Here is a 16,159-nt window from a genome sequence, read left to right as displayed (position 1 = left end):
AAGGGGGACCTTGTGGGAGAGTAGGACGCCGCCGGACTCAACTTCAGCAACACCAGGAAACCCCTGACCGTGACCGGTCAGGGGTTTCCTGCGTTACCGGGCCGACGACAGTCCTCTGCGGCAGTAGGATCGGCCGACGACGAAGGAGAGCGATGACCGATCACCTCGAGGTCACGCTCCCGGAGCCGGGAGCGGCGTGGCCGGTGTTGACCGATGCCACCCGAGCGGCACTGCGCGAGATCCTCGTGCACGGCGTGCTCTCGCGAGCCGAGATCGCCCGGGCGCTCGGGTTGTCGCGGGCCAGCCTGACGCGTGCTGTGCGGACCCTGCAGGAGCACGGGTTCGTCACGGAGGTGGGCACCGGTGTCCGTGGCGCCACCGGCCGGCCCTCCGAGCTGCTCCGGGCGAGTGCGGGCGCGTGGGAGTTCGTCGGGGTGAAGCTGACGCGCGACCGGGTCTACGCCGCGGTCACGGACCTCGGTGGTCGCGTGCTGGCGCTGCACGAGGAGACCCTGCGGGACACCGAGCCCCGGGAACTCGTGGCGCAGGTCGCCGAGGTCGTCCGCGCGCTCCGACGGGCGTCCCCGGCGATCTGCGCGCTCGGTGTGTCCGTGCCCGGGGACGTCGTCACGCGCGACGGGGTCACCGTGGTGGAGGTGTCGCAGTTCCTCGGGTGGCGCGACGTGCCGCTGTCCGGTCTCCTGGAGGTGGCGACGGGGCTGGCGACGCACACGTCGAACGACGTCGATGCCCTCACGGCGAAGGAACACTGGATCGGCGCCGGGGCCGGTGTGCGGTCCATGGCACTCGTGACCGTCGGGACGGGCGTCGGGTTCGGACTGGTGACGAACGGCGAGGTGTCCGAGGGGTCCCACGGGCGGTTCGGTCGCGTCGGGCACCTGCCGGTGTACGGCGACGGCCCGGACTGCGGCGTCGGGCACCACGGGTGCGTGTCGAGCTACCTGCCGAGCTCCGTGATCGTCGAGAACGCCGGTGCCGTCGGTGCCTCCTACGACGAGGTCGTCGAGCGGGCACGGACGGGGGAGCCACGAGCGCTCCAGGCCTTCCGTGATGCCGGGCGGGCCCTCGGTTCGCTCCTCTCCTCGGTCGTGACCCTCGTGGACCCGGAGTCGATCGTCCTCACGGGCGACGGGTTGCCGGTGTACGACATCGCGCGTGCCGAGGTGGACGAGGCGTTCCGGCAGGGGATGCGACCGTACGACGCTGACGTGACGGTCGTGGTGCAGCCGTTCGAGTTCTCGGAGTGGGCCCGGGCGGCCGCGGTGCTGGCGATCCGCCGGTCGCTCCGGTACTGAGCGCCACGCCTCTTAGTTACACGAGTTGACAAACGTCGGCGGCGAACGGGATGCTGGTCTGGTCCACCGTCGAAGGAGATGTCGTGACCGCTGCCCGTTCCGTGCCCTGGCCCACCGAAGGGCTCTCCTTCGGAGGTGACTACAGTCCCGAGCAGTGGCCACGCGAGGTGTGGGACGAGGACGTCCGGCTGATGCGCGAGGCCGGGGTGAACCTGGTCACGGTCGGGGTGTTCTCCTGGGCGCTGCTCGAGCGGTCACCGGGGCAGTACACCTGGTCGTGGCTCGACGAGGTGCTCGACCTGCTGCACGCCAACGGGATCGCGGTCGACCTCGCGACCCCGACGGCGGCACCGCCGAACTGGCTGCTGACCGCGCACCCCGAGGTGCTCCCGGTGGACGCCACCGAACGGCGCGAGCGACCGGGCGGACGTCTCGGCTGGTGCCCGGCATCGCCGGTGTTCCGCGAACACGCCCTGCGCATCGTCGGCGCGATCGCCGAGCGGTACGGCCGGCACCCGGCCGTGCGGCTGTGGCACGTCAGCAACGAGCTCGGCGGCGGCAACGCCCGTTGCTTCTGCGAGGTGTCAGCGGCGGACTTCCGACGGTGGCTCGGCGAGCGGTACCCCGACGTCGACGCGGCGAACGCGGCCTGGGGCACGGCCTTCTGGGGGCACACCTACACGTCGTTCGACGAGGTCTCGCCGCCACGCGGGGTCGGAGGGGCGCCGAACCCGGGCCTCGCACTCGACTTCGAGCGGTACTCGTCGGACGCCCTGTTCGCGCACTACGTCGCCGAGCGGGAGGTCATCGAGCAGCACTCGGACGTCCCGGTCACGACGAACTTCATGGTCGGCGCGGGCTCGCACGTCGTCGACTACGCCGGGTGGGCACGGCACGTCGCGATCCCGGCGAACGACCACTACACGCTGGTGGACGACCCGGACCGGGCCGAGGACCTCGCGGCCTCCGCCGACCGGATGCGCGGCATCGCCCGCGGTCGGACCCCGTGGCTGCTCATGGAGCACTCGACCGGCGGGCCGAGCTGGCAGCAGCGCAACCGTGCGAAGGAGCCCGGTGAGCTGGTCCGGAACTCGCTCGCGCACGTCGCCCGCGGGTCGGACGGCGCGCTGTTCTTCCAGTGGCGTGCGTCGACGGCCGGTGCCGAGCAGTTCCACTCCGCGATGGTCCCGCACGCCGGTACCCGCACCCGGGTCTGGCGTGAGGTGTGCACCCTCGGCCGTGCGCTCGAGGCGCTCGCTCCGGTGCAGGGCGCACCCGTCGAACCCGCCCGGGTCGCGATCGTCGTGGACGAGGCCTCCGGCTGGGCGCTGCAGACCGGACTGAAGCCACACCGCGGACTGCGGTACGGGCGCGAGGTCCGGGCGTGGCACACCGCGTTCTGGCGCCGGCAGGTCACCACGGACGTGGTGCCGCTCGACGCCGACCTCGCCGGCTACGACGTGGTCGTCCTGCCGACGCTCTTCGTCGTCGACGCGGCGTCGGCGGCGCGCATCCGCGCCGTGGTCGACCGCGGCGCGACCCTGCTCGTCACCTACGCGTCGGGCATCGTGGACGAGACCGCTCGGGTGCTGGCCGGCGGGTACCCGGGCGCCTTCCGCGAGGTGCTCGGTGTCTGGGCGGAGGAGTTCGTCCCGCTCCAGCGCGACGAGCGGGCGCGGCTCGACGACGGCACGGTCGTCACCGACTGGACGGAGGACCTCGTGGTCGAGGACGCCGACGTGGTGCTGCGCCACGTCGACGGGCCGCTCGCCGGCCGTCCGGCGGTCACTCGTCGCGCCGTCGGCGGCGGCGCCTGGTACGTCTCGGCGATGCTCGACCAGGACGGGGTGCAGCGGATCGTCGACCGGGTCGTCGAGGAGCGGGCGGTCCCGCGGACGGTCACCGCGCCTCCCGGCCTGGAGGCGGTGCGTCGCGTCCGCGACGACGGTTCCGGGGTGCTGTTCCTGATCAACCACCGCGACGACGACGTCACGGTCGTCGCCTCCGGTACGGACCTGCTCGACGGTTCCGGGCAGGGCCCGGAGACCGTCGTGCCCGCCGGAGGCGTCCGGGTGCTCCTCGAGGCGGCGACGGCATGACCGTCGTGGACCGTGACATCGCGGCGACCGGGGTGCCGGAGCGGATCCTGCACGTGCTGCGTGGCGGCGGCGTGGGACTGGTGGTCGCGACGCGTCCGGACGGGTTGCCCGAGGTGCTGCACTGGGGTCGGGACACCGGGCCGGTGTCGGCATCGGACGCGCACGACCTCGTGCTCGCGCAGGACCGCGCCGTCTCGCCGAGCGCGTACGACGCCGCGTGGCCGCTGACGCTGCTGCCCACCGAGCACGACGGGTGGGAGGGACGGCCGGGGATCGCCGGGCAGGTCGGCGGGCGACCGCTCGTGCCGGTCTGGCACGAGGTCGCCGCCACCGGGACCGAGGACGAGTTCCTCGTCGACGCGGTGTCCGAGGAACTGACGCTGCGGCTGGTCCTCTCGCTCGACGCAGCTGGTGTCCTCCGGATCCGGCAGACGCTCACCAACACCGGCGTCGAGGACGTCGAGCTCACCGCGCTCGAGGCCGTGCTGCCGGTGGGCGACCGCGCAGCCGAGGTGCTCGACCTCGCCGGCAGGTGGACGCGTGAACGGACCCCGCAGCGACGGGCCCTGACCGACGGGGTGCACGTGCGCGAGAGTCGTCGCGGGCGCACCGGACACGACGCTCCGACCCTGACGGTGCTCGGCACGGCCGGCTTCGACGACGCGCTCGGCGAACTGTGGGCCGTGCACCCGGCGTGGAGCGCGGACACGGTGCACCGCATCGACCGGTTGGCGGAGGCGCGGACCCTGCTCGGCGCCGGCGAACTGCTGCGGGCCGGCGAGGTGGTCCTCCGACCGGGGGAGGTGTTCGCGGCACCAGAGACCGTCTTCGTGTGGAGCGAGGCCGGCCTCGACGGGCTGTCCGCGCGGCTGCACGACTCGCTCCGCGCGCGGCCCGGCCACCCGGTCACCCCGCGACCGGTCGTCCTGAACACGTGGGAGGCGGTGTACTTCCGGCAGGAGCTCGAGCCGCTGCTCGACCTCGCGCGGGCCGCGGCGGACGTCGGGGTCGAGCGGTTCGTGCTCGACGACGGCTGGTTCACGGGCCGTCGATCCGACACGACCTCACTCGGCGACTGGACGGTCGACGCCGAGGTGTGGCCGGACGGGCTCGGCTCGCTGGTCGACGGGGTGCGCGCGCTCGGCATGGACTTCGGGCTCTGGTTCGAGCCGGAGTGCGTCAGCCCGGTGTCCGCCCTCGCCGAGGCGCACCCGGACTGGTTCCTGCAGGACCCCGACCGTGCGCGGACCTGGCGGCACGAGTACACGCTCGACTTCGCCCGCGTCGAGGTCAGGGAACACGTGCTCGACCGGATGTCCGCGGTGATCGAGGAGCACCACGTCGACTTCGTGAAGTGGGACCAGAACCGCGACGTCGTGCAGACCGTGCACGCGGGACGGGTCGGCCTCGGCGCGCACACCCGCGGCGTGTACGCGGTGATGGACGAGCTCCGCCGACGGCACCCGTGGCTCGAGATCGAGGCGTGTGCCTCCGGCGGCGCCCGGGTCGACCTCGGGGTGCTCGAGCGGACCGACCGGGTGTGGGCCTCGGACTCGAACGACGCGATGGAACGGCTGGCGATCCAACGCTGGACGGAGCTGCTGCTGCCGCCGGAGCTGATCGGTTCGCACGTCGGGCCCGAGGTCTCCCACACCACGGGACGGCACCTCGACCTGGACCTCCGGATGGCCGTGTCGCTGTTCGGCAGCGCCGGCATCGAGACCGACGTCACGCGCTGCACGCCCGCCGAGCGTGACCGGCTCCGGGAGTGGACGGCGTTGTACAAGCGGGAGCGCGGGCTGCTGCACTCCGGGCGGGTGCACCACGTCGACCTCGGTGACGCCGGTCTCGCGACGACGATCGTCGTCGGCACCGACCGGGACCGTGCCCTCGCGCGGGTCGTGCGGAGCGAGACCGGGCCGCGGGCGCTCGCGGTCCCGCTGCACTTCCGCGGGCTCGACCGCCAGCGGCGCTACCGGGTGGCACCGGTGACCGGGCTGCGCGTGCCGAAGGGCGTGGACGTCACCCGGACGCCGTGGCTCGAACGGGGGAGCGTCGAGCTGTCCGGAGCGGTGCTCGAGGACCTCGGGGTACGACTGCCGTCGCTCGCGCCCGGCACCGCGCTGGTGCTCGAGGCGCAGGCGGTCTGACGGGACGACGAAGGGGACCCTGCGTGTGCAGGGCCCCCTTCGTCGTCGTACGTCAGGACGTCGGCGGATCAGGGCAGCAGGTCGCCGGCGTGCCGGAGGACGAGCGGCCCGACGAGTGCGTCGACGTCGATGCCCGGGGCACGTGAGACGGTGAACACGACGTCCTCACCCGGCAGCAGGGACACCAGGCCGTCGTCGACCCGGGCGGTCGACACGAGCCGGTCCGGGAAGAGCGACAGGTCGCGGACGTAGCCGGACGCCGTCACGGTGACCCGGGCGCCGTCGTCGGTCGGCTCCACACCGGTCGTGAACGGCCGGCGTGCCAGTCGCTGGTCCACCACCTCGGCGAGGTCGTGCACCCGCCGGCCGGACGAGGTGCCGGTGACGACGAGCACCTCGCCGGCGGGGTCCTCCGACCGGGCGACCTCGGCCGGGACCGGCACCCGCATCGCGTCCGCCGGGGCGACCGTCACGGACGCGCTCGTCGACGCGAGCACCCCGCCGTCGAACGACCGCCGCTCGACGACGAGGTCGTCCGTGACCGGCCCGGCGCCGGCGTTCACGACGACGACCTCCGAGCCGCTGCCGTCCTCCGCCGGCTGCACCGTGGCGAGGACCGGACGGTAGGCCTGCCGGACCGCGTACCAGACCGGCTTCCGGTGCCCGGCGTGGTCGACGAGCGCCCACGAGACCACGGGCCAGTCGTCGTTCAGCTGCCAGACCACCATGCCGGTGTTGTCCGGCGTGCGGGAGCGGAACCAGTCCATGCCGAACCGGATCGCGTGCGCCTGGTTGAGCTGCGCCGCCCAGTGCCAGTCCTCGGCGCTCCGGGGCTCGGGCAGGTGTCCGCGCATGCCGTCGGCGAGCTTCCGGTTGCCCTCGTGCGCCTTCTGGTGGACGAGCATCTCGTGGCCGTCCGGGTCGAGGGGCTCGTCGTGCACCACGGCGGTGAGCGTCGACCAGGCGGGCGGACCCTGGTACCCGAACTCCGCGACGAACCGGGGGTGCCAGTCGGCGTAGGCGGTGTAGTCCTTCGTGTTCCACACGTCCCAGATGTGGACGGTGCCGTTGCGGTCGTCGTTGGGGTGCAGGTACTCGTCGAACGAGAACGGGGAGCCGGGTGTGTACGGCCGGGTCGGGTCGAGTTCGGCGACGACCGCGGGCAGCAGGGACCGGTAGTAGCCGTTGCCCCAGGTCCGGCCGACGAGCGACGGGCGCCAGCCCCACTCGGCGTAGGCGACGAGGTTCTCGTTGTTGCCGTTCCAGACCACGAGCGACGGGTGCGGGCTGAGGCGGGTCACGGCCTCGCGGACCTCGGGCTCGACCTCGTCGGCGAGCCAGGGCTCCTCGGCGTAGGCGGCGCAGGCGAAGAGGAAGTCCTGCCACACGAGCACACCGAGCTCGTCGCAGCGGTCGTACAGGTCGTCGGACTCGTAGATCCCGCCGCCCCAGATCCGGAGCAGGTTGACGTTCGCCTCGATCGCGTCGTCGATCCGCTCGGCGTACCGCTCCGGCGTCATCTCGGTCAGGTACGCGTGGTCCGGGATCCAGTTCGCCCCGCGCACGAGCACCGGCTCGTCGTTGACCAGGAGCAGGAACGGCGCGCCGCCGGCGTCGGCAGCGGTGTCGAGCGTGACCGTCCGGAAGCCGACGCGCCCGGCCCAGACGTCGTCGCCGACCTCGACGCGGACGTCGTACAGCGGCTGCTCGCCGTGGCCCCGCGGCCACCAGACCGCGACGTCGGGGAGCTCGAGACGGACCGTGGCGGACCCTGCTGCGCGACCGCCGGTGACGGGACGCGACCCCGAGACGGACGCGCCGTGTCCGGAGACGGTGACCCGCGCCTCCAGGCCGGTGCTCGTGGAGCCCGCGACCTCGGGCGCGGACCCGATGTGCTGGCGGAAGCCGCCGCTGGTGCCGGCGTGCTCGACGTCGACGTGCGCGGTGAGCACGCCGGTGGTGCCGTCGACGTCGACGAGGGGACGGACCGCGGCGATCCGCACGCCGCTCCACGACTCGATGCCGATCGAGCGCCAGATGCCGCTCGTCGCCACGTCGACGCCCCAGTCCCAGCCGAAGTTCGACGCATTCTTGCGGAGCGCGTTGTACGGGTGGTGGTTGACGTGGGGGAGCTCGCCGCCGTGCTGCTCGGACAGTCGGACGGCAGCTGGGACGGGCGCGTCGAAGGTGACCACGAGCTCGTTGTCGCCGGGTCGGAGGAGGTGGCCGACCGGGAACCGGTAGGAGCGGTGCTGGTTCGCGGTCGTGCCGACCACGAGGCCGTTCAGCTCGATCGTCGCGAGGGTGTCGAGTCCCTCGGCCACCAGGTCGTGCCGCTCCTCCGGGCGGGACCCGTCCCAGGCGAAGGTCCGGCGGTAGCGCCACACCGTGTCGCCGATCCACTGCGTCGCCGCCTCGCCGTCGCCGTCGAACGGGTCCGGGATCCGTCCCGCGCGGAGCAGGTCGGTGTGCACGCATCCCGGCACCACCGCCTCGGTGGGGGACCGGAACGGCTCGGACTCCGCCGGACCGGTCACCGCCTCGAGGGTCCAGGGGCCGTCCAGTGTCGTGCGCTCCATCGCGCCTCCTCAGATCGTCGTGCAGGTGCTTGACCGGGTTAGTTTAGCCGTGTAACAATCGCCGTCAACGAACTGGACTGCGACGGAGCAGACCGAGAGGACAACGATGTCAGTACTCAACCGTTCACGGCGGCTCGCCATCGCAGCCGCGGCCATCGTCACCACTGCCGGACTCGCCCTGACCGGCTGCAGCTCGAGCGGCAACGCAGCGTCGTCCGACTCCGCGTCCACGCTCGTCGCCTACACCGGACAGTCCGGCGACTACCAGATCAACTTCAACCCGTGGTCGCCGTCGAACATCGGCGGCATCGGCACCATCTACGAAGGCCTCTTCTTCATCACCAACGTGAACACGGAGGACCCGAAGCCGCTCCTCGGGAAGAGCTACGAGTGGAACGCCGACGGCACGCAGCTGACCATCGAGCTCCGTGACGGGGTGAAGTGGAGCGACGGCAAGCCCTTCACGGCGAAGGACGTCGTGTTCACCCTCGACATGCTCAAGCAGGACAAGTCGCTCAACTCGATCGGCTACACCGGGACCGCGACGGCCGAGGGCGACTCGAAGGTCGTCGTCTCGTTCGACGAGCCGTCGTTCGTGCTCGGCCCGAACCTGCTCGGCAAGACCTGGATCGTGCCCGAGCACCTGTGGAAGGGCATCGACCCCGCCACCGACGTCATGCGCGAGCCGGTCGGGACCGGCCCGTACACGCTCGGCAACTTCAAGGCGCAGGCGTTCACCCTCACGGCGAACGAGGACTACTGGGGCGGTGCCCCGGCCGTCAAGACGGTCCGCTACCTGTCGCTCTCCGGCAACACCGCCGGTGCCGACGCGCTCAAGCAGGGCTCGATCGACTGGCAGACCGGCCCCGTCCCGAACATGGACGACATCAAGGGCAACTACCCGGGCTACGACGGCATCACGATCGGGCAGAACCAGATGGCGCTGATCACCTGCGCGAACACGGACCTCGGCTGCTCCGGACCGCAGACCGACCCGGCCGTCCGGCACGCCGTCGCCGACGCCATCAACCGAAAGCAGCTCAACTCGCTGGCGTTCGCGAACACCGCGAGCGACATCTCGCCGACCTTCGCCCTCACCACCACGCAGAAGGACATGATCTCGAAGGAGATCGAGCCGGCGGTGATGCCGGACTCGCCCGACACCGACGCGGCCGCCTCGACGCTCGAGGGCGCCGGGTGGAAGAAGGGTTCCGACGGCATCTATGCCAAGGACGGGCAGAAGCTCTCGCTGACCGTCGAGGTCGTCACCGGCTGGACCGACTACATCACCGCCATCGACACGATGACCCAGCAGCTCAAGGCCGCCGGCATCGAGCTCAAGGCGCAGCAGTCGTCGTGGAACGAGTGGACCGACAAGAAGACCAAGGGCCAGTTCCAGCTCGCGATCGACTCGCTCGGCCAGGGCCCGACCGCGAACCCGTACTACCTGTACAACAACAACCTCGCGACGTCGAACACCGCGAAGGTCGGCGAGGGCGCCGCGACGAACCTGTCCCGCTACAGCAACCCCGACGTCGACGCCGCGCTCGCGAAGCTCAAGGCGATCAACCCCGAGGACACCGCCGCGACCCAGCCCGAGCTCGACACGATCCAGCAGCACCTCGTCGAGGACATGCCGTACATCCCGATCCTCACCGGCGGTACGACGAGCGAGGTGCACACCGCCAAGTTCACCGGGTGGCCGACCCAGGACGACCTGTACGCCTTCCCGGCGATCTGGGCCAGCCCGGACAACGCCGAGGTGTTCAAGGCCCTGAAGCCCGTCAAGGGTTGACGGCGGACCGCGACCGAGGAGCACTCGTATGCAGTACTTCCTGCGCAAGATCGGCTTCTACGTCGTCGCCCTGTGGGCGGCGCTGACGCTGAACTTCATCATCCCCCGGCTCCTGCCCGGGAACCCCGTGGACATCCTGCTCGCCAAGCTGCAGCAGCGCGGCGGGCAGATCACCCCGGAGACCAGGGAGGCGTACCAGCTGCTCCTCGGTGGCGACTCCTCGCAGCCGCTCATCGTGCAGTACGGGCAGTACCTCGGCAACGTGTTCCGCGGTGACCTCGGGGTGTCGGTGAGCTACTTCCCGGCACCCGTCACCGAGGTCATCGGGAGCTCGCTGCCGTGGACCATCGCCCTGGTCGGGATCGCCACGATCCTGGCCGCGGTGATCGGCGTCGCGCTCGGTGCCTTCGTCGGCTGGAAGCCCGGCACCTGGCTCGACTCGTTCGTGCCGGCCACCACGTTGCTGGCCGCCGTGCCGTACTTCTGGCTCGCGCTCATCCTGGTGTACCTGTTCGCCACCGGCCTCCACCTGTTCCCGGCCCAGGGCGGCTACGACGTCGTCCTGGACCCGGGGTTCAACGGTCCGTTCCTCATGTCGGCACTCGAGTACGGCGTCCTGCCCGCGGCGACGATCGTGCTCGCGTCGCTCGGCGGGTGGCTGCTCGGGATGCGGAACATGATGGTGTCGACGCTGTCCGAGGACTACATCACCACGGCGCTCGCGAAGGGCCTGCCGCCCGGCAAGGTGCTCCGCAACTACGCCGCCCGCAACGCCGTCCTGCCGTCCGTGGCCGGGTTCGCGATCTCGCTCGGGTTCATCGTCTCCGGCTCGGTCGTCACCGAGCAGGTGTTCTCGTACCCGGGCATCGGCTCGAAGCTCCTGTCCGCGGTGACGAACAACGACTACGCGCTCATGCAGGGCATCTTCCTGTTCATCACCCTCGCCGTGCTCGGCGCGAACCTCGTCGTCGACCTGCTGTACGGGCTCATCGACCCGCGCACCCGGGCCCGGAGCTAGGAGGAAACGATCGTGACCAACATCCAAGAGGACACCGAGCCCACGGTCGGCGCGCTCGCCGAGGAGGCCGACGGCCAGTCCACACGCAGCATCGCGACCGTACGCTCGGCGAAGCCCCGCGGCGGGTTCCGTCGCTTCCTCCCCACCATGACCCCGTGGCTCGTCACCGGCATCGTGCTCATCCTCGGCGTCACCGCGTTCGGGCTGCTCGGTCCGTTCCTGGTCGGCGACCCGAACGCCATCCGCGACTCCGGCATGCAGCCGCCGAGCGGGGACAACCTGCTCGGGACCACGCAGACGGGCCAGGACGTCCTCGCGCAACTGGCGTACGCCACCCGTGGCAGCCTGCAGATCGGACTCATCGTCGGGGTCCTCGCGACCGTGCTGTCCGCGTTCTTCGGCATCCTCGGCGCGTACCTCGGCGGGATCATGGACGAGGCGTTCTCGCTGTTCTCGAACGTCTTCCTCGTGATCCCGGGCCTCCCGCTGGTCATCGTCATCTCGGGCCTCGTCCCGCAGGAGGCACGCGGGCTCTGGACCATCGCGATCGTCCTCGCCATCACCTCGTGGGCCGGGTCCGCCCGGGTGCTCCGCGCGCAGACGATGTCGATCCGCAGCCGCGACTACGTGTCCGCCGCCCGGGTCGCCGGCGAACGACCGTGGCGGGTCATCGCGGTCGAGATCCTGCCGAACCTGCTGCCGGTGCTCGCGTCGCAGTTCGTGTTCGCCGTGATCGCGGCGATCCTCGGGGAAGCCGGCCTGTCCTTCCTCGGGCTCGGCGCGTCGAACTCGTCGACGCTCGGCACGATGCTCTTCTACGCGCAGAACGGGTTCGCGCTCGCGCAGGGCGCCTGGTGGTGGTTCGTGCCCCCGGGCCTGCTCATCGCGCTGCTCGGCATGGGCCTGTCGCTGGTGAACTTCTCCATCGACGAGGTCATCAACCCGCGACTCGCCAACGTGCGGGCCCAGCGACGACGCGAGCGGCAGGCGCGGCGCGCAGCTCGCCGCTCGTCGGGCCCGGGAGGCGCGGCTCGCTCCGCGCAGGCCGCCACCGACCGGAAGGGGGTCACCCGATGACCCGGGACGCCGTCCTCACCATCGACCACCTCGACGTCGTCTACGAGACCGAACGCCCGGTGCACGCCGTCAAGGACGTCTCGCTCACGCTGGCACCGGGGGAGATCCTCGGGCTCGCGGGGGAGTCCGGCTGCGGCAAGACGACCCTCGCCTACGCCATCACCCGCCTGCACAAGCCGCCGGCGAAGGTCACCTCCGGCAGCATCACGTTCCACGACCGGGACGGCAGCGACGTGGACCTGCTCGGGCTGAGCGACGAGCGGCTCCGCGCGGTCCGCTGGTCGAAGCTGTCGATGGTGTTCCAGGGGGCGATGAACGCGCTCAACCCGGTCACCACGATCCGGGCGCAGCTCGACGACGCCCTCGTCGAGCACCGCAGGGGGATGCCGAGGAAGGAGCGACGGGCGATCGCCGAGGACGCCCTGCGCCGCGTCGGCGTCGACCCCGCGCGGATCACCGCGTACCCGCACGAGCTGTCCGGCGGCATGCGGCAGCGCGTCATGATCGCGATGGCGATGCTGCTCGAACCGCAGGTGATGATCATGGACGAGCCGACCACCGCGCTCGACGTCGTCGTCCAGCGCGAGATCCTGCGCGAGATCGTCCGGCTGCGGGACGAGCTCGGCTTCGCGGTCGTGTTCATCACGCACGACCTGCCCCTGCTGCTCGAGATCAGCGACCGGATCGCGATCATGCTCCGCGGCGAGGTCGTCGAGTGCGACACCGCTGCACGCATCCAGCACGAGCCGCAGCACCCCTACACGCAGCGCCTGCTGCGCTCGTTCCCGAGCCTGTCCGGCGCTCGCGGCGACTTCATCCGCACGGGTACCGGCTTCGAGGAGGTCGCATCGTGACCAGCGTCACCGTCACCCACCTGACCAAGGACTTCCACGTCCGCAAGGGCCTGCGCCGGAACACCCTCCGGGCCGTCGACGACGTGTCCTTCGAGCTGCTGCCCGGTCGGACCGTCGCGCTCGTGGGGGAGTCCGGCTCCGGCAAGTCCACGATCGCGCGGATGCTCGCGAAGCTCGAGACCGTCACGAGCGGGGCGATCGACGTCCGGCTCGAGGACGGCACGCCCGTCGTCGGGAGCATGTACCGCCGGCACGTGCAGATGGTGTTCCAGGACCCGTTCGCGTCGCTCAACCCGTTCCACTCGATCGAGCACCACATCGCGCGGCCGCTGCAGCTGCACCACCGGACCCGCGGGGCCGAGGAGACCCGCCAGCGCGTCCGTGAGCTGCTCGACCGGGTCAACCTCGACGAGGACTTCGCCGAGCGTCGCCCCCACGAGCTCTCCGGTGGACAGCGGCAGCGCGTCGCGATCGCCCGCGCCCTGGCACCGGGCGCGCAGGTGCTCGTCGCCGACGAACCCGTGTCGATGCTCGACGTCTCGATCCGGCTCAGCGTGCTCAACCTGATGGGCCGGCTGCAGCGCGAGGACCACCTCGCCGTGCTCTACATCACGCACGACCTCGCGACCGCGCGGCACTTCTCGGACGAGATCCTCGTGCTGTACCGGGGCCGGGTGGTCGAGCGGGGACCGTCGGACGCCGTCATCCTCGATCCGCACCACGACTACACGCGATTGCTCGCCGACGCGGCGCCGGACCCCGAGCGGGTGGACCGACGGGTGACGGCCGGGCCCGCGGTCGACCGGTCGGCGATCGACAACACCACCTGCTACGACCACGGGATCGGGGCCTGGGTGGACGCCCCGGCGGCGCCCGTCGGTGCCCGGTGACGGCGCCGTTCGTCGACTGGGTCACGTCCGGGTTCGCCGTCCGGTTCCGGATCGAGCCGGAGCACCCCGTGGCGCTCGTGTCGTTCGTGTCGGCCGGCGGGACGCTGTCGGACGGGGCTGCCCAGCCGCAGCCGCTCGTCGAGCTGACGACCATCGGGCACGGGCGCTTCCCCGGCGGCTTCCGGCACGTCGACTCCACGATCGGCGCGCGGCTGCGGTGCACGTCGTACGGAGCGACGGACGCGACGGGCGCGACGGGCGCGACGGTCGCGGCGGACACGGCGGACGCGCCCGAGGGGGCGGACGCGAGCGCGGCCGTGGTGGTGACCGGACCCGAGATCCGCATCGTGCAGGAGGACGCAGCCACGGGCCTCCAGACCGTCTCGGTCTTCCGGGCGCACGACGGCGTGCCGGCGTTCCGGACCTGGACCGAGGTGCGGGCCGAGCGTGGCGAGCACGTCGTCGACTCCGTGTCCTCGTTCGCCAGCGGCGCCTGGCTGACCGATCCGGGCGTCGACGTCGACGACCTGTCGCTGACGCACGCGGCGAACGACTGGGCAGCCGAGAGCCGGTGGCGCACCGACCCGCTGCGGGAGATCGGCCTCGCGCGGATCGACCGCGAGGCGCAGCACCACCCGCCCCGCAGCCGCGCCGTCGTGCAGAACCGCGGGTCGTGGTCCACGGGAGAGGCACTGCCCATCGGGGTGCTCACCGGGCCCGGGTACGCGCTGGTCTGGGAGGTCGAGCACAACGGGCCGTGGCTGTACGAGCTCGGCGAGACCAGGACCTCCGCGTACCTGGTGCTCAGCGGTCCGACGGACCAGGAGCACCAGTGGACCACGGTGGTCACGCCGACGTCGCCGTTCGTCTCGGTGCCGGTGTCGGTGGGGATCGCGGGCTCGATCGACCAGGCGTTCGGCGTGCTGACCGCGCAGCGACGGGCGTCCCGGAGGACGCGGGCCGCCGACGCCGCGATGCCGCTCGTGTTCAACGACTACATGAACACCCTCATGGGCGATCCGACGACCGAGAAGCTCCTGCCGCTCGTCGACGCCGCCGCCGACGCCGGGGCGGACCTGTTCTGCATCGACGCCGGCTGGTACGCCGAAGGGCACTGGTGGGACACCGTCGGGGCATGGGAGCCCGCGGCCTCCCGGTTCCCGGGCGGGCTCGGCGAGGTCATCGACCACATCCGGAGTCGTGGCATGCAGGCGGGGCTCTGGCTCGAGCCCGAGGTCATCGGCATCCACTCGCCGCTCGCGTCCTCGCTGCCCGACTCCGCGTTCGTGCAGCACCACGGCGTCCGGGTCGCCGAGCACGGACGGCACGTGCTCGACCTGCGCTCGCCGGACGCACGAGCGCACCTGGACGCCGTGGTCGACCGGCTCGTCGGGACCTTCGGCGTGACCTTCTTCAAGATGGACGACAACACCATGACCGGTCCGTGGGCCGGCTCGGTGGACGGCGGTCGTGCGTTGCTCGAGTGGCTCGACGCGGTGCAGGCCCGGCACCCGCGACTGCTCATCGAGAACTGCGCGTCCGGGGCGATGCGCGCCGACCAGGCGATGCTGTCCCGGTTGCACCTGCAGTCCACCTCGGACCAGCAGGACCCCGTGCTGTCCGCCTCGATCGCCGCCGCGGCCCCCGCTGCGATGCTGCCCGAGCAGGCGGGGAACTGGGCGTACCCGGCACCGGAGATGTCCGACGAGTTGTTCACGCTGTCGCTCGTGAACGGGGTGCTCGGGCGGATGTACCTGTCGGGGCACCTGCCCCGGATGTCGGCGGAGCAGCGGGCGGTCGTCGCGGACGCGGTCGCCGCGCACCGTCAGGTGCTGGAGGTCGTCGACACCGCGCTGCCGGTGTGGCCGCTCGGGCTGCCCGGGTGGGAGGACCCGTGGGTCGCGCTCGGCCTCCGCGCGGCGTCGGGTGACCTGTACCTGTCGGTGTGGTCGCTGCCAGGGGCTCCGCGGACGGTGGCGGTGCCGCTCGACCCGGGTCCGGCAGCGGGTCCTGTCGTCGTCGAGCCGCTGTTCCCGACGACGGCGGCGCCGTGGGCGGTGTCGTGGGACGAGGCCGCGGGGGTGCTGCACGTCGACAACGGCGGTGCGACCCCGACGGCTCGGGTGTTCCGTGTCCGGACCGAGGGGGCGGACACGGGACGTTGAGGGGACGTGCGCCGGATGGCAGACGGTGCGCGTCGGCGGACGGGAGGCGCGGTGCGGGCAGGTGCTGCGCCTCCTGTTCGGTGCGTGGTGCGTGGTGCGTGGTGCGTGGTGCGTGGTGCGTGTGGGGGTCGGTGCGCTCGGAGCAGTCGACTCGGTACGACGATTGCGATGTCGTACGACGTCGGCGTCGTCGTTCCACGTCGGCGTGGTGCGGCG

10 protein-coding genes are annotated in these 16,159 nt (G+C 71.8%); 9 read left to right on the top strand and 1 reads right to left on the bottom strand.

From position 1 onward, the window contains the following. Positions 1 to 152: 152 nt before the first annotated feature. The 3 genes from ACIPEQ_RS04245 to ACIPEQ_RS04235 all read left to right on the top strand — a co-directional run bounded on the left by ACIPEQ_RS04245 (position 153) and on the right by ACIPEQ_RS04235 (position 5,565). The gene (locus tag ACIPEQ_RS04245) at positions 153 to 1,316 is read left to right on the top strand and encodes an ROK family protein (protein ID WP_402714186.1); all 1,164 of its coding nucleotides are present in this window, start codon (positions 153 to 155) and stop codon (positions 1,314 to 1,316) included. Between the two features lie 83 nt (positions 1,317 to 1,399). After that, positions 1,400 to 3,415 (top strand): beta-galactosidase, encoded by a 2,016-nt coding sequence (locus tag ACIPEQ_RS04240; protein ID WP_402714185.1) that lies wholly within the window; start codon positions 1,400 to 1,402, stop codon positions 3,413 to 3,415. After that, a complete protein-coding gene (locus ACIPEQ_RS04235; protein ID WP_402714184.1) occupies positions 3,412 to 5,565 on the top strand; it encodes an alpha-galactosidase in 2,154 nt (717 codons plus the stop codon). Before ACIPEQ_RS04240 ends, ACIPEQ_RS04235 begins: the two co-directional genes overlap by 4 nt. A 68-nt stretch (positions 5,566 to 5,633) precedes the next feature. On the opposite strand, the gene ACIPEQ_RS04230 is transcribed toward ACIPEQ_RS04235, so the two are convergent. Further along, the gene (locus tag ACIPEQ_RS04230) at positions 5,634 to 8,144 is read right to left on the bottom strand and encodes a glycosyl hydrolase 2 galactose-binding domain-containing protein (protein WP_402714183.1); all 2,511 of its coding nucleotides are present in this window, start codon (positions 8,142 to 8,144) and stop codon (positions 5,634 to 5,636) included. Between the two features lie 106 nt (positions 8,145 to 8,250). On the opposite strand from ACIPEQ_RS04230, the gene ACIPEQ_RS04225 reads away from it, so the two are divergent. From ACIPEQ_RS04225 to ACIPEQ_RS04200, 6 genes are read left to right on the top strand one after another with little or no spacing between them, the layout of a single operon-like run. Continuing rightward, positions 8,251 to 9,939 (top strand): ABC transporter substrate-binding protein, encoded by a 1,689-nt coding sequence (locus ACIPEQ_RS04225; protein WP_402714182.1) that lies wholly within the window; start codon positions 8,251 to 8,253, stop codon positions 9,937 to 9,939. 28 nt (positions 9,940 to 9,967) lie between these two features. Beyond that, positions 9,968 to 10,957 carry an ABC transporter permease gene (locus ACIPEQ_RS04220; RefSeq protein WP_209824948.1) on the top strand — a complete coding sequence of 330 codons (990 nt, stop codon included), beginning with the start codon at positions 9,968 to 9,970 and terminating at the stop codon, positions 10,955 to 10,957. 12 nt (positions 10,958 to 10,969) lie between these two features. Then, positions 10,970 to 12,034, top strand: a complete 1,065-nt coding sequence (locus tag ACIPEQ_RS04215; RefSeq protein ID WP_402714181.1) for an ABC transporter permease — start codon at positions 10,970 to 10,972, stop codon at positions 12,032 to 12,034. Beyond that, the gene (locus tag ACIPEQ_RS04210; RefSeq protein ID WP_250368546.1) at positions 12,031 to 12,888 is read left to right on the top strand and encodes an ABC transporter ATP-binding protein; all 858 of its coding nucleotides are present in this window, start codon (positions 12,031 to 12,033) and stop codon (positions 12,886 to 12,888) included. Before ACIPEQ_RS04215 ends, ACIPEQ_RS04210 begins: the two co-directional genes overlap by 4 nt. Then, positions 12,885 to 13,778: an ABC transporter ATP-binding protein gene (locus ACIPEQ_RS04205; protein ID WP_250368545.1), complete on the top strand. Its 894-nt coding sequence runs from the start codon at positions 12,885 to 12,887 to the stop codon at positions 13,776 to 13,778. The genes ACIPEQ_RS04210 and ACIPEQ_RS04205 overlap by 4 nt, the downstream gene beginning before the upstream one ends. Next, on the top strand, positions 13,775 to 15,943 hold the full coding sequence (locus ACIPEQ_RS04200) for a glycoside hydrolase family 36 protein (protein WP_402714180.1): 2,169 nt from the start codon (positions 13,775 to 13,777) through the stop codon (positions 15,941 to 15,943). Before ACIPEQ_RS04205 ends, ACIPEQ_RS04200 begins: the two co-directional genes overlap by 4 nt. Positions 15,944 to 16,159: the final 216 nt, after the last annotated feature.

Origin of the sequence: Curtobacterium sp. NPDC087080 (assembly GCF_044745105.1) — a bacterium.
Classification (GTDB): Bacteria; Actinomycetota; Actinomycetes; order Actinomycetales; family Microbacteriaceae; genus Curtobacterium.
The sequence above is the reverse complement of the archived record's forward strand: the minus strand, read 5'-3'. Positions and strand labels throughout refer to the sequence as shown.

What these genes read in the sequence shown, in the direction of transcription:
- ACIPEQ_RS04230 (WP_402714183.1), bottom strand. Translation starts at nt 8,144, where the DNA reads ATGGAGCGCACGACACTGGACGGCCCCTGGACCCTCGAGGCGGTGACC.
- ACIPEQ_RS04210 (WP_250368546.1), top strand. Translation starts at nt 12,031, where the DNA reads ATGACCCGGGACGCCGTCCTCACCATCGACCACCTCGACGTCGTCTAC.
- ACIPEQ_RS04220 (WP_209824948.1), top strand. Translation starts at nt 9,968, where the DNA reads ATGCAGTACTTCCTGCGCAAGATCGGCTTCTACGTCGTCGCCCTGTGG.
- ACIPEQ_RS04245 (WP_402714186.1), top strand. Translation starts at nt 153, where the DNA reads ATGACCGATCACCTCGAGGTCACGCTCCCGGAGCCGGGAGCGGCGTGG.
- ACIPEQ_RS04225 (WP_402714182.1), top strand. Translation starts at nt 8,251, where the DNA reads ATGTCAGTACTCAACCGTTCACGGCGGCTCGCCATCGCAGCCGCGGCC.
- ACIPEQ_RS04235 (WP_402714184.1), top strand. Translation starts at nt 3,412, where the DNA reads ATGACCGTCGTGGACCGTGACATCGCGGCGACCGGGGTGCCGGAGCGG.